The sequence below is a fragment of the Candidatus Methanoperedens sp. genome (genome assembly GCA_027460535.1).
In the GTDB taxonomy this organism is placed as follows: domain Archaea; phylum Halobacteriota; class Methanosarcinia; order Methanosarcinales; family Methanoperedenaceae; genus Methanoperedens.
This window is the reverse complement of the sequence record JAPZAR010000008.1, coordinates 11,457-24,626: the sequence shown is the minus strand read 5'-3', so window position 1 is coordinate 24,626 and position 13,170 is coordinate 11,457. Positions and strand designations below refer to the sequence as shown.

Here is a 13,170-nt window from a genome sequence, read left to right as displayed (position 1 = left end):
TTACTTTCAGAATTCTATGGACGAAGAGTCTCCTATATTAAGAGAATTGTGCTTGCCGTGAACGCTGGCATCGTCTCCAACGATGGAGCGCTGAAGGTTGACTTTTGAGATGTGGGAGCGCGATCCAATCACGCTGTCCGAGATGATACTGCTTTCAATGATCGAATCGCTTGCGATCGACGCGTGCGGTCCGATAACCGAATTAATAATTGTCACATTCTCCCCTATTGCAACAGGATGGATGATCACTGAATCTTTCAATACCTCCACTTTATCCATATCCTCTTTTTCATCCAGCAATACGCGGTTTGTCTCAAGCAAGGATTCAGGATGCCCGCAATCATACCAGCTTGAGACGGGGAAGGTTTTCAGACGGTAACCTCTTTTTACCATTTCCTGTAGCGCATCCGTAAGCTGGAATTCTCCACGTGTGCGAAGATTTTTATGTATCATCTCATCGAGTATCGATAAGAGTACAGGTGTATCCTCAATGAAATATATCCCGGCTATTCCAAGATTGGATTTGGGGCGTGCGGGCTTTTCTTCCAGTCTTTTTATATAATCGCCTTCGACTTCCACGATGCCATATTTTTTTGGGTCTTTAACCTCACGAACCCCGATCGATCCGGAGCAATCGCCATTGGTCAAATGATGCCTGTGGAACTCGGAATAGCCCGCTTTGAATATCATATCCCCGAGTGCTATCATTATATCCGAATTCCCGATCTCCTCTCCAGCAACATGGATAGAATGGCCAAGGCCCAGTTGTTCTTCCTGCTCGACATATTTTATATCGAAAATTTTTGAATAATTTTTCTCCACATAAGACATTATCTGTTCTTTCTTATAGCCCACCACCATTATTATTTCATCAGGTTCAACATCTTTCAATCTGTCAAGGATATGGCCGATAATGGGTTTTCCAGCTATGTACACCATGGGCTTGGGTTTTGTGAAGGTATGCGGAAAAAGACGTTTGCCTGCACCTGCAGCGGGTATAACTACTTTCATTCTATTCGCCCTTGGTAAATCTGTCAATTATATATAGGTATTCTTTTTCAGGATTGTTGAACACGTCCATATTCATCATCAAACCTGACAATATCGTTTTCATCCACCGTGTCTCCGAGCTGTACCTCAATGATTTCCAGGGGGATCTTCCCTGGATTGGAAAGCCTGTGCTTGACACCACCTTTTATAAACGTACTCTCTCCAGGCCGCAAAAAAAACTCGCTGCTATCGACCTGTACGCTTGCCATACCTTTCACAACAACCCAGTGCTCGCTGCGGTGGTGATGGAGCTGTAGGCTCAATCTCTTCTCTGGCATGACTGTTAAGTTCTTTATTTTATGTCTTTCTGAGCTTTCAAGGATCGTGTAAGAGCCCCATGGTCTGTACACGGTCTCATGAATGGATGCCCGCGCATCATTTCTATTTTTCAATTTTGACACGACATCCTTGACCTTCTGACTGCTGCTCCTGGGGCATACAAGCAGTGCGTCAGAAGTATCCACTACAACCATATCATTGATATCGATAAGTGAAACAAGCTTGCCAGGTTTTGAGTATATGAGATTACCGGTTGAATTTAGCAGAACGTCATCGCAACCGTATACAACATTCCCGGCTGCATCTTTTTCGAGCTCTTCATACATCGCATCGAAGTTTCCGAGGTCGCTCCATTTACCCTCAATCTTCACAACTGCCACCCGATCTGATTTTTCCATGATACCATAATCAATGGAAATTGCTGTCACTTTACTGTATGCAGCATCCATATCATCAGAGACACCAAAAGCTTCCAAAACCGAAGGTTCATGTGCCTTTAGTTCAGCAAAGAACAAATCTGTATCGAAGAGGAACATTCCGCTGTTCCAGAGACACCCCTCCTTCACGTATTTCTTGGCAATATCAAGAGCAGGTTTTTCTCTGAATTCGGAGACTTTGTATCCTGGCCCGATTGGTTCTGCCGGTTTGATGTACCCATAGCCGATATGAGGGGATTTTGGCACTATCCCAAAGGTAACGAGGTAATCCAAAGCCAATTTTTGAGCGCTCGCTATTGTTTTCATCGCGCTTTTACCCATCACATGGTCAGAAGAAAAAATCCCAACGATGGATTTCCCGAATCGTTTTTCGATTACCCTCATCCCAAAACAGATCGCCGGCAATGTATTCTTCCCTTCCGGTTCTATGAGTACATTCTCCACAGGGAAATCATATCCCAGTTCATTGATTTGCCCCAATGCGAAAAACTTCTGGAATTCGTTAGTCACGACGAAAATTTCTTTGATATCAGATATCTCAAGGCATCTATCCAGCGTATCCTGGAACAATGATGTTTTGCCAAGTTTTAGAAACTGTTTCGGATATTGTTCGCGTGATAGGGGCCATAGACGTGTGCCGGATCCTCCTGCAAGAATTATAGATTTTATAGTTCCATCTCCTCGATTTTTAACGGCAGTTTTTGCTCTGATATTTAACATATATTGATTTATGTAACCAACCTACCAGCAAAGACCAACATATTCTATATTTTTTCCGGGGGTGATCATATGCCTCCCGTCTACTACAAGCTTATTTTTCATAATATGAAATTCATTATCAAGTGATCTGAACTCATCCCATTCGGTCATTATGAGGCATGCGTCTGCACCGCGCAGGGCGTCTTCCGCAGAGCGCTGGTATTCGACACTACCGAAAAGCCTCCGCATATTCTCATTTGCCATGGGATCGTAGGCAAGAACCCTTGCACCATTATCTAGCAGTTCTTTTATCACGGGTATAGACCTTGATTCCCTTATATCATCGGTATCGTTCTTGAAGGCAAGTCCAAGCACGGCGATCTTTTTTCCATTCAACCTCCCGAGTTTATTTTTCAATATCTCTACTATCCGGATAGGTTGTCCTTCGTTTACTGCAATTACAGATCTGAGCAGTACTGGTTCATATCCAATCTCTTTTGCCTTGCCTATCAGGGCCTTCACATCCTTTGGAAAACATGAACCTCCAAACCCGGCTCCCGCATTCAGGAAGTGCGGTCCTATCCTGAAATCCTTACCGATTGCAGACATGACTTCATATGTATCGATCCCCAGTTCCTTGCAGATATTCCCAACCTCGTTTGCGAAAGATATTTTGGTTGCAAGAAATGCGTTATTTGCGTATTTTATCATCTCGGCTGTGCGCGGGTTTGTCCTTGTTACCTCGCAATCAAGCCCGCTGTAAAGGGAAGCGACCATATCACCCGACCTTTTGTCAAGCGAACCCACAACTATCTTGTCCGGATGCATGAAATCATACACCGCTTTTCCTTCGCGCAAGAACTCAGGGTTCATGGCTATGCCGAAATCACCAATGCGTTTTCCCGAGTGTTTTTCTATAATTGGGAGAACCACCTTTTCTGTGGTCTCTGGGACGACTGTGCTTTTCACCACTACAACATGGAACTCCTTCTTCTTTTTCAAAGAATCCCCCAGGCTAGCGCTGGCCGCTCTTACGATGCCAAGATCGATATTGCCTGAAGAGTCAGATGGAGTTCCCACGCAAATAAAGGATAAATCTGATTTCATAACAGCAAAACCGTAATCCGATGTTGCAGTCAAGCTATTTCCGGCATGTTTTTTCAAAAGTTCGGAAAGTCCATCCTCATAGATAGGCGGGATGCCCGCATTTATATGGTCTATTTTAGATTGATCGATATCTACACATATCACTTTATGGCCGAGTTCTGCAAAACAGGCAGCACTGACGGTACCGACGTAGCCTGTGCCGATCACTGAAATTCTCATAATTATCTTTTTTTTGGATATACTTTTCAATTCAATTTGATTTCGGTTTATATAATGTTTTAACTTATATATGAAACGTTTTGTATTTGGGGTCTCTTGCATCTAATTTAAATTATTTTTTCCCAATTTTGAAATTCCACTCTTGTTCAAGAGTTTATTTATTGAAGGTTAATATAAAAATGAAATCGACATGCGTTGAAGTGATAAGGTATATATGCTATAAAAAACAATTACAGACCGGAAGATTCAGCAGGTCGAAGGTACTGAATTGTTTTGAACCCAGGGAATTGTATTGGAAAAGGAGACTTAGATAATTTAATACTTATTATTTAATCTTTTAATAAACGAAGGAAATTGACATGGAGACTACTACCAAAGAATACGGCGCAGAGCAGATTCAGGTACTTGAAGGGCTTGAGGCTGTGCGCAAACGCCCCAGCATGTACATAGGCAGCACAGATGCTCGAGGACTTCACCATTTAGTGTACGAAGTGGTGGATAACAGCATAGATGAAGCCCTCGCAGGCTACTGCAACAATATCGAGGTGACCATCAGACCCGACCACAGCGTCAGGGTCATCGATAATGGCAGGGGAATCCCGATCGAAACCATGCCGAAGTATAATAAATCTGCACTGGAAGTTGTCATGACCATGCTCCATGCTGGCGGAAAGTTTGACAATAACGCATACAAGGTCTCAGGAGGTCTCCATGGCGTTGGCGTATCTGTTGTTAACGCTCTCTCAGAATGGCTCGAAGTAGAAGTCAAACGGGATGGTAAGCTGTACAAACAGCGGTATGAGCAGGGAAAACCTGTTACCAAAGTAGAGGAGATAGATAAAGCCGATGGAACAGGGACAACAGTCATATTCAGACCCGATAAAGCTATTTTCGAAACTCTTCAGTTCGATATTGAAATAATAGCAGGACGACTTCGTGAGCTTGCGTTCCTCAATAAAGGGCTGAAAATCTCAATCAAAGATGATTTTTCCCAGAAAGAGCAGGTGTTCCAGTATGAAGGAGGCATCGTATCGTTTGTTGAGTTCCTGAACAAGAACAAAAACCTCCTCCACGAGAAGCCGATATATTTCCAGAAGCAAAAAGATTCCACAATAGTAGAAATCGCAATGCAATATAACGATAGCTATACCGAGAATGTCTATACTTTTGCCAATGATATAAACACGCACGAAGGAGGGACTCATCTTGCGGGATTCAAGGCTGCCCTCACCAAGGTGTCCAACGATTATGCTAAATCAAAGGGGTTCCTGAAGGGCGAGGAAAAGCTGTCAGGAGAGGACGCGAGAGAGGGATTAACGGCAATTATCAACGTCAAGCTCACAAATCCCCAGTTCGAGGGACAGACCAAGACAAAACTGGGCAACAGCGACATCAAGGGCATCGTGGAGACGCTTGTTTCAGAAGGTCTGTCGGAGTTCCTTGAAGAAAACCCAACGGCAGCAAAGAACATTCTTTCAAAAGCGCTTGAAGCGGCCGAGGCGAGGGAAGCAGCGAGGAAGGCGCGCGAGCTCACGCGGAGAAAGAACGCGCTTGAAGTCAGCTCGCTCCCTGGAAAATTAGCCGACTGCTCGGAGAAAGACCCGGCAAAGAGCGAGATATATATCGTGGAGGGTGATTCAGCCGGTGGAAGCGCAAAGCAGGGACGTGACCGCAAGTTCCAGGCGATACTTCCTTTGCGGGGCAAGATATTGAACGTGGAGAAGGCGCGCCTTACCAAGATACTCAAGAACGAGGAGATTCGCGCGCTCATCACAGCCATAGGCGCAGGCATAGGCGAGGGTGAGGAATTCGATATTAATAAAGCCCGCTATCACAGAATCATCATAATGACCGATGCCGATGTTGATGGAAGCCATATCAGGACGCTGCTGCTGACGCTGTTTTACAGGTACATGCGCCAGCTTATTGACATGGGTTTTGTATATATTGCCCAGCCTCCGCTTTTCAAGGTCAAGAAGGGAAAGTCCGAGTTTTACGTGTATAATGAGGATGAACTCAATAAGAAATTAGTCGAGATAGGAAGGGAAGGTATTGCTATGCAGCGCTACAAGGGTCTTGGTGAGATGAACCCGCAGCAGCTCTGGGATACTACAATGAACCCCGGGACAAGGACGATGCTCAAGGTCTCGCTTGAGGATGCAATAAAGGCGGATGAGATTTTTACAATACTTATGGGTGATAAGGTGGAGCCGAGGCGGGAGTTCATCGAGAGGCATGCGAAGGATGTAAGGAATTTGGATGTGTAAAGATGGTTGATTGGACATCATTTCCAATTTCTATTATTTATAGAGCATATTCTTATTTTAAGAAATATTTTGATTTAAATAAAAAAGAAAATGCTTTGGTTGCAAAAGAAGTGCAACTTAATAATTTGGAACAAGAACTAACACGGTTGAAAGAAATTCGTAACGAGAATTTAAACAAATACTCGTCAATGATCGAATTTAACTCAATGTTGGGAGTTATCAAAGCAGAAGATAATAATCCGTCTCCGTCGTTGGAATTCACTTTTGTAATTTTAAACTTCAGCATATTTGATTTTAAAACAAAAAAAATAACTATGCGTGCAATTTATGAGGATATATCTGGTCATGAATATGAGTTGGGAACACCAATTCCAGCAATAGAAGAAATGGAAGTAACTCATCAACAGCATAGTAAGAATAGTGCAAAACTTCAACCCTTGCATACAAATTTTATAACTATACTAAAATCACTAAAAAAAGAAAGCAAAAAGAATTCTATTAGAATTCGTCTTAATGATGTAAAAATAGATTTTATTGGTGACAAACAACTTTCCAAGTCGTGGGGATATAATACCTATTTTGAATTAGAAATACCAATTAAAGATATTCATGTAACTTTGTGAACAGAACCATGCAACCAATAACCGAAGAACTTATCCAGCAAATCAAAAACCGTATTGTTAACGAAGCCCATCCTGAAAAGATAATCCTTTTTGGTTCATACGCTTATGGAAACCCGACAAAAGACAGCGACCTGGATTTATTGGTAATTCTCCCGACGAAGGAACCAATGCATAAAAGGGGGGTTCGGATAAGAAAATTACTACGTGACATCAGGGTTCCGAAGGATATTCTCGTTTATACACCGCAGGAAGTTGAGAAATGGAAAAATGCTTCTGCTGCTTTTGTAACTTCAATCATTAGAAAAGGAAAGGTCATATATGGACAATAAAGATGTAGCCAAAAAATGGTTCAATAAAGCAAATAATGACCTTATAACAGTGGAATATCTGTTCACAATGCAAAGCCCTCCTACAGATATAATATGTTTTCACAGCCAGCAGGTCGCAGAAAAATATCTTAAAGGATTTCTTGCTTTTCAAGGAAAAGAAGCACCAAAAATACATGACCTTGAGGAATTGATTTCAATTTGCAAAGAAATCGATTCTAAATTTACTGACTTTTATGATATTGCGTCTGAACTATCGGGATATGCAGTCGAAGTCAGATATCCTTTAGAAGAAGATTATGAGATTACTTTTGAAGAGGCACAACTGGCTTTTAAAAATGCCAAGAAAATCAAAGAATTCGTTTTAACCAGATTAAAATCAAAATTGAGCTGATACCATGACCGACCCAGAACCTAAGAACCCCCAGCAGAAACTTGTAGTTGAAAAAATCACCCCGGTGAACATCGAGGACGAGATGAAGCGCTCCTACATTGATTACGCCATGAGCGTCATCGTGGGGCGCGCGCTTCCGGATGTCAGGGACGGCTTGAAACCCGTTCACCGCCGCATTTTGTATGCAATGAACGAGCAGGGTATGACACATGACAAACCATACAAGAAATCCGCAAGGATCGTGGGAGATGTTCTGGGTAAATACCACCCGCATGGTGATATCGCTGTTTACGATTCTCTCGTAAGGATGGTACAGGAGTTCTCGCTTCGTTATCCGCTTATCGACGGGCAGGGGAACTTCGGCAGTATCGACGGCGACAGCGCCGCAGCGATGCGATACACTGAAGTCAGACTCGGAAAAATAGCAGATGAAATACTGGGCGACATCGACAAAGAGACCGTTGATTTCGTACCCAACTACGATGATTCATTAAAAGAGCCTTCAGTTCTTCCATGTAAGCTTCCCAACCTTCTCATTAACGGTTCGACAGGTATCGCCGTCGGCATGGCGACCAACATGCCGCCTCATAATCTTGGGGAGGTTATTGACGGAATTATTATGGTCATAGATAATCCTGCTGTCGAATGGAACGAACTCATGACCGCAGTCAAAGGGCCTGATTTTCCCACAGCTGGATTCATCTACGGCCGGCAGGGGATACGAGATGCTTACCAAAATGGCCGTGGCTCGATAAAGATGCGTGCCAGGGCAATAATAGAGGAAGTAAAGAACAAGGAAACAATAATCGTCAATGAGCTCCCCTATCAGGTGAATAAGGCAAAATTGATAGAAGATATTGCAGGTCTTGTGAGGGACAAGAAAATTGCGGGGATAACCGACCTTCGTGATGAATCTGATAAAGATGGCATCCGCATCGTAATGGAAGTATCAAGACAGGCGCAGGCGAACATCATTTTGAACCAGCTGTATTCGCATACCCAGCTTGAGACCACTTTTGGCGTTATCAACCTTGCACTTGTCGATGGGAGGCCAATTGTTCTTCCGTTAAAGGAAATAATCGTCCAGTATATTTCACACAGGAAGAATGCAATAATAAGAAGAAGCCAGTTTGAGCTCAAAAAGGCACAGCAGCGTGCCCATATCCTCGAAGGTTTGATAATTGCGCTTGATAATATCGATGAAGTGATCAAGCTTATAAAAGCTTCAAATACACCTGATGAAGCGCGCGATGGTCTAATTGCAAAGTTCAAACTGAGCATTGAACAGGCAAAGGCAATCCTTGACATGAGGCTTCAGCGCCTCACCGGCTTAGAGCGCGAGAAGATAGACACTGAATACGGTGAGCTACAAAAGACAATAAAATGGCTCAAAGAACTCCTTGCAAGTGAAATAAAAATACTTGCACTTATAAAAGAAGAACTTGCAGACCTCAAGGCACGATTCGCAGATAAAAGGCGGACCGAGATCATCGAGAGCACAGGAGAACTTGTGACCGAGGACCTGATACCAAAGGAGGATGACGTCATCACAATCACGAACAGCGGTTATATCAAGCGCATCGCAGTGGATGCATATAAGCAGCAGCGCCGCGGCGGGAAGGGCGTGATGGGCATGGAGACAAAAGAAGAGGATTTCGTGAGCGACCTTTTTATAGGCAATACTCATGATTACCTCCTTTTCTTCACCGATAAAGGCAAGGTTTACTGGCTGAAAGTATATGGGATACCCGAGGCAGGAAGGCAGGCCCGGGGCACGGCCATCGTCAATCTGCTGCAACTTGAACAGGGTGAAAAGATCAACGCGTATATACCTATCAGCAAGTTTGATGAGAAACACTATCTACTGATGGTCACAAAGAAAGGTACAGCTAAGAAAACTGCTCTCACTGATTTCTCAAATCCCAGAAAGACAGGCATTATCGCCATTTCTCTTGATGACGGGGATAAGCTTGTATCGGTGAAGCTCACGGACGGCACAAAAGAAGCAGTCATCGGCACAAAGCATGGAAAAGCGATTCGCTTTAACGAGAACGATGTGCGCGACATGGGGCGCGGCGCTTATGGCGTCAGAGGTGTAAGGCTCATGGGCGAGGATGAAGTGGTGAGCATGGCAGTGGTGGAAGGAGGAGCTACTCTTCTCACGGTGACAGAGAACGGCTTCGGGAAGCGCACAGACTTTGAGGAATACCGCACCAGCAACCGCGGCGGCCAGGGTGTGATAACTATCGATGTTAACATCAGGAACGGGAGCGTGGTTGACATAAGGAGCGTCCATGAAGATGACGAGATAATGGTCACGACCTCGAACGGCATCATCATCCGCGTGCCTGTGAGCGGGATTCGCGTGCAGGGAAGGAATACGCAGGGCGTGAAGATAATGAATGTGGGGGAGAAGGACAGGGTGGTGGGGGTGGCGACGCTTGCGAAGGAGGAGAGCGGGGAGGAGAAAGCGGTGCAGGAGAAGCTGGAAGAGGAGGAGGCTGAGTGAGGTAGCTTAACATGACCACTTTCGATAATATATCAGGTCAATATAAAGAAAAATCACTGGTTCAGCAAAAAGCAGCACTGAAACTGCTTGATCTCTTAAAAGTCGGGAGTACAGATAGCGCTATTGATGTTGCCTGCGGACCGGGGCATATTACGAATTTGCTCAGTAAAGTCACAAGCGGAAAAGTAATAGGTATAGACATTTCTGATGGCATGATTAAACAGGCTAGAGCATTGTATCCGGGGATAGAATTCAGGCAAATCGCGGCTGAAGATTTGGATTACAATAACGAATTCGACATTGCCTTCTGTAATTCTGCACTGCCGTGGTTCAGGGATCCGGCCAAGGCAATAAAAGCAATTTTCAGATCATTGAAGAAATCCGGTAGATTGGGGCTTGCCTGTCCTGGAACCTATAACTGGGTGCCATGGAGTGATAGAATTATATCTGAAGTTGTGCAGAATGAAAAGATTAAACCTATCTTTTCTCACTGGAGAGACCCGTGGTTTCGCCTTCCAACCAAGAATGACTATAAGCTCTTTTTTGAAGGACAGGGTTTCTCTACTGTTTTAATTGAAGTAGAGTATGAGGAAACTTACTATTCAACAGAAGATGCATTCAACATATATCTTTCAAGCACTGCGAATGGATATACTGGAAGAGAATACTACGACATTGATATTGATGATGATTATATCACCAGTTTTAATAATGGTGTGAAGGAAGAGATTGAGAGACAGTCAAAAGATGGGAAAATAAAGGTGGATTTTATTCGTTTGTACTACATAGGCAAAAAATAATTTTCGGGAGTGCAATCAATTTGCAGAGACTCCTATAGGATAAGGTATAATATCCTTATCCCATCTTCTCCGCATATATCTTCGCCACTTCTTTCGCTTCCATCACCGGGACAGAATCAACCTTCGCGATATCCAGCCACATATCATTGGCTGCCAGCATGGCTTTGGGGTCGTCAACCTCATACAGGACAAATATGCGATTTCCCGTGAGATCGAGCCACTCGCCTGCGACCTTCAGCTCTTCAGGATATTTGAATTCACTCCATCTTTTTTCAACTTCGCGCCTATTTTCTGGTTCCCATGTCCAGATGTCCATGAACAACATATCGATGTAACCTCCACGGTATAATGTTGGTATTTATCATTAATAAGGCTTTACAGGCAAAAAATACTATTATTTCATCAACGTTTCAATCTTATCAATATCATCTTTTTTCAACCTGAACTCCTGGTTCCATCCACCAAGCCATGAATTGTCAGCATGGAAATCATTTGCATCCTGCGGCGTATCAAAAAAATAAACTGTAGCATTATAGAACTCTGCGGAGGTGTATTCCTGGTCGTTTACTATGAACCTCTGGTTATCATCCAAAACGAGTTTTGGTATTGTGGCTTCCAGATAATAATAATCTGTTCCTTTAATATTCCAGTGCCTGTACTCAGATGAATTACCCACATCGCTGACCTTCAGAGCTAACCATGCATGCTGCCTTTGATATGAAGCAACTATTTTCGGCGCTACATGGTAATTGCTCCTGATGTAATTCCACAGGTACGTGGACATCCTTGAACAGTCAAGTTCATCTTCCTGATAAAGAGCATACCATTTTTTATTATAAATAATGGTCAGGTTCTCGGCTATCCTGTCTATCAGCAAATCACTCTGATTTATTCTTGTTTGAGGTGTGCCCCCTCCAACTTCACTGTTGGATACGTCCGCAATCTGAGTTATGGTGCTGGAAGTTTCAGTTGGAGATGACATATCGGGAGTACCGGGTGTTGGATTCTTATCAAACCCGATGCAGCCTGAAACAAATATGAATAGGACTGTTATAGCAAGAAAAACCAGTTTTTTCATGTCATATTTAAAGAAAATTTCCATTACAATATAAAATATAAACATTGAATATATAAGCTTGCTTTAACTTCAATTGAATTCGTAGTAACCGTTACCTTTTTAAGTCCGATGGGTATTAGAAGGAAAGGAGACAATAGTATGTCAAATAAAAGTATATTATTCCTTATCTTAATCGTTCCAGCAATTCTTATTTCGGGATGTATTTTCAGTAAACCGACGCAGGTAACTCCACAATCTCAGGTTATTCCGCAAAAGAACTTACCTTCAGGTTTTACTTTTATGGGCATCCATGAAGCTACAGTGGACATCGGGGGATCATCGATGAATGCTACTGAAGGTGTTTATAGAAATAATAATGAAGACATTTATATTCAGGTCATAAAAAACGATCAGCCCAGCTTTCTTGTCGATCAGTACAAGCAGACATACAAAAATGCAAAGTACGATCCTTTTGAGGAAGTTTTATTCAACGGCCATAATGCCACAAAAGTTAAAGATTATGAAACAAAAAATGGGAAGCAATTAATGACTTTCACTGTAATATGGGCAAACGTTGATTCAATGATAATAGTTGGATCATCTAACGATTCCAATTCGGTGCTGAACCTGGCAGCTGCAACACTTCATTAGAGCATTCCCAGAAATGTGTGCGTTTGAGGTATGACACGCACATCCTTTAACTTTTTCCCCGCAAAATCCATCAGCTCAAGCAGCATCCTGGAAGTCTTCGCCATGCTGTTTTGATCATACCTTCCCTCGGCTTTTTGAGTCACAGGCTGAAGTATCAGGGGAATGTTATTGTCAATCGAGGCAATTCCATCGACTGCGGAAGTTAACGATTGTTCTGTAGTTTCCGGAAGAACAACTATTTTCACGAAGGTCTTTGCTGTCTCGTTAAATATTGATATTGTCTCAAGCTCGTTCTTCAACAGCTCGCTGTAATGTTGTGTTGAGTCGTGTTCAGGCAATTTGATATCGCATGAAGCAATGGCGATAATATCTTTTAATTTCCGGGCCTTTTGCGGAAAACCGGAATTTGTCTCAAGGTATAAGGGATATTCAAGATTGAGCGTCCTGATAAAATCTGAATGGATAAGAGGCTCCCCGCCTGTTAAAGATACGTGTCTGGTTGAAGGGGACCATAATTTACGTATTGCTTTCTCAAGATCATCCCTGTTCATGGGATTGCTGAACGAATGAAAATCCCTTTTTCCTGGCGTGCCCTCGATGCTGCAGGCGGCTGAAGTCGTGCGGCTCTCAGGCGTGTCGCAATATGCACAATGCAGCTGGCACATTTCGAACCTCACAAATACCTGGCGCACGCCTACATATAGTCCTTCACCCTGAATCGAATTAAATATCTCCTTTATCTGCGCATGCAT

Annotated in this window: 13 protein-coding genes; 7 read left to right on the top strand and 6 right to left on the bottom strand. The window is 43.2% G+C overall.

Annotated features, from left to right (window positions below; translation table 11 throughout):
- Positions 1-6 precede the first annotated feature (6 nt).
- The 3 genes from O8C65_02650 to O8C65_02640 are packed head-to-tail and all read right to left on the bottom strand — an operon-like array spanning position 7 to position 3,791.
- Positions 7-1,011, bottom strand: a complete 1,005-nt coding sequence (locus O8C65_02650) for a nucleotidyltransferase family protein (GenBank protein ID MCZ7355809.1) — start codon at positions 1,009-1,011, stop codon at positions 7-9.
- A 47-nt stretch (positions 1,012-1,058) separates the two neighbouring features.
- Positions 1,059-2,486, bottom strand: a complete 1,428-nt coding sequence (locus O8C65_02645; protein ID MCZ7355808.1) for a mannose-1-phosphate guanylyltransferase/mannose-6-phosphate isomerase — start codon at positions 2,484-2,486, stop codon at positions 1,059-1,061.
- Between the two features lie 21 nt (positions 2,487-2,507).
- Entirely contained in the window at positions 2,508-3,791 is a 1,284-nt protein-coding gene (locus O8C65_02640) for a UDP-glucose/GDP-mannose dehydrogenase family protein (protein MCZ7355807.1), read from the bottom strand.
- 359 nt (positions 3,792-4,150) lie between these two features.
- Between O8C65_02640 and gyrB the strand changes: the two genes are divergently transcribed.
- The 6 genes from gyrB to O8C65_02610 are packed head-to-tail and all read left to right on the top strand — an operon-like array spanning position 4,151 to position 10,710.
- A complete protein-coding gene (gene gyrB, locus O8C65_02635) occupies positions 4,151-6,058 on the top strand; it encodes a DNA topoisomerase (ATP-hydrolyzing) subunit B (GenBank protein MCZ7355806.1) in 1,908 nt (635 codons plus the stop codon).
- A 2-nt stretch (positions 6,059-6,060) separates the two neighbouring features.
- A complete protein-coding gene (locus tag O8C65_02630) occupies positions 6,061-6,681 on the top strand; it encodes a hypothetical protein (protein ID MCZ7355805.1) in 621 nt (206 codons plus the stop codon).
- An 8-nt stretch (positions 6,682-6,689) separates the two neighbouring features.
- Positions 6,690-7,010, top strand: coding sequence for a nucleotidyltransferase domain-containing protein (locus tag O8C65_02625; protein MCZ7355804.1), 321 nt, complete (start codon positions 6,690-6,692; stop codon positions 7,008-7,010).
- Positions 7,000-7,401, top strand: a complete 402-nt coding sequence (locus O8C65_02620; protein ID MCZ7355803.1) for a HEPN domain-containing protein — start codon at positions 7,000-7,002, stop codon at positions 7,399-7,401. The genes O8C65_02625 and O8C65_02620 overlap by 11 nt, the downstream gene beginning before the upstream one ends.
- Before the next feature lie 4 nt (positions 7,402-7,405).
- Entirely contained in the window at positions 7,406-9,910 is a 2,505-nt protein-coding gene (gyrA, locus tag O8C65_02615) for a DNA gyrase subunit A (GenBank protein ID MCZ7355802.1), read from the top strand.
- 11 nt (positions 9,911-9,921) lie between these two features.
- A complete protein-coding gene (locus tag O8C65_02610; GenBank protein ID MCZ7355801.1) occupies positions 9,922-10,710 on the top strand; it encodes a class I SAM-dependent methyltransferase in 789 nt (262 codons plus the stop codon).
- A 55-nt stretch (positions 10,711-10,765) separates the two neighbouring features.
- On the opposite strand, the gene O8C65_02605 is transcribed toward O8C65_02610, so the two are convergent.
- Together O8C65_02605 and O8C65_02600 are read right to left on the bottom strand one after the other, a co-directional pair.
- Complete coding sequence (locus tag O8C65_02605) at positions 10,766-11,035, bottom strand: DUF3303 family protein (GenBank protein ID MCZ7355800.1); 270 nt, start codon at positions 11,033-11,035, stop codon at positions 10,766-10,768.
- Positions 11,036-11,104: 69 nt separating this feature from the next.
- Positions 11,105-11,812: a hypothetical protein gene (locus tag O8C65_02600; GenBank protein MCZ7355799.1), complete on the bottom strand. Its 708-nt coding sequence runs from the start codon at positions 11,810-11,812 to the stop codon at positions 11,105-11,107.
- A 114-nt stretch (positions 11,813-11,926) separates the two neighbouring features.
- On the opposite strand from O8C65_02600, the gene O8C65_02595 reads away from it, so the two are divergent.
- Positions 11,927-12,418 (top strand): hypothetical protein, encoded by a 492-nt coding sequence (locus O8C65_02595; protein MCZ7355798.1) that lies wholly within the window; start codon positions 11,927-11,929, stop codon positions 12,416-12,418.
- Here the strand turns inward: O8C65_02595 and O8C65_02590 are convergent.
- Positions 12,415-13,170 (bottom strand): 7-carboxy-7-deazaguanine synthase QueE, encoded by a 756-nt coding sequence (locus O8C65_02590; GenBank protein ID MCZ7355797.1) that lies wholly within the window; start codon positions 13,168-13,170, stop codon positions 12,415-12,417. The two genes, O8C65_02595 and O8C65_02590, sit on opposite strands and share 4 nt — an antisense overlap.

Coding starts and splice junctions, on each gene's coding strand:
- gyrA (MCZ7355802.1), top strand. CDS start 7,406: ATGACCGACCCAGAACCTAAGAACCCCCAGCAGAAACTTGTAGTTGAA.
- O8C65_02630 (MCZ7355805.1), top strand. CDS start 6,061: ATGGTTGATTGGACATCATTTCCAATTTCTATTATTTATAGAGCATAT.
- O8C65_02625 (MCZ7355804.1), top strand. CDS start 6,690: ATGCAACCAATAACCGAAGAACTTATCCAGCAAATCAAAAACCGTATT.
- O8C65_02590 (MCZ7355797.1), bottom strand. CDS start 13,170: ATGCATGCGCAGATAAAGGAGATATTTAATTCGATTCAGGGTGAAGGA.
- O8C65_02640 (MCZ7355807.1), bottom strand. CDS start 3,791: ATGAGAATTTCAGTGATCGGCACAGGCTACGTCGGTACCGTCAGTGCT.
- O8C65_02645 (MCZ7355808.1), bottom strand. CDS start 2,486: ATGTTAAATATCAGAGCAAAAACTGCCGTTAAAAATCGAGGAGATGGA.
- O8C65_02595 (MCZ7355798.1), top strand. CDS start 11,927: ATGTCAAATAAAAGTATATTATTCCTTATCTTAATCGTTCCAGCAATT.
- O8C65_02600 (MCZ7355799.1), bottom strand. CDS start 11,812: ATGGAAATTTTCTTTAAATATGACATGAAAAAACTGGTTTTTCTTGCT.
- O8C65_02605 (MCZ7355800.1), bottom strand. CDS start 11,035: ATGTTGTTCATGGACATCTGGACATGGGAACCAGAAAATAGGCGCGAA.
- O8C65_02650 (MCZ7355809.1), bottom strand. CDS start 1,011: ATGAAAGTAGTTATACCCGCTGCAGGTGCAGGCAAACGTCTTTTTCCG.
- O8C65_02610 (MCZ7355801.1), top strand. CDS start 9,922: ATGACCACTTTCGATAATATATCAGGTCAATATAAAGAAAAATCACTG.
- O8C65_02620 (MCZ7355803.1), top strand. CDS start 7,000: ATGGACAATAAAGATGTAGCCAAAAAATGGTTCAATAAAGCAAATAAT.
- gyrB (MCZ7355806.1), top strand. CDS start 4,151: ATGGAGACTACTACCAAAGAATACGGCGCAGAGCAGATTCAGGTACTT.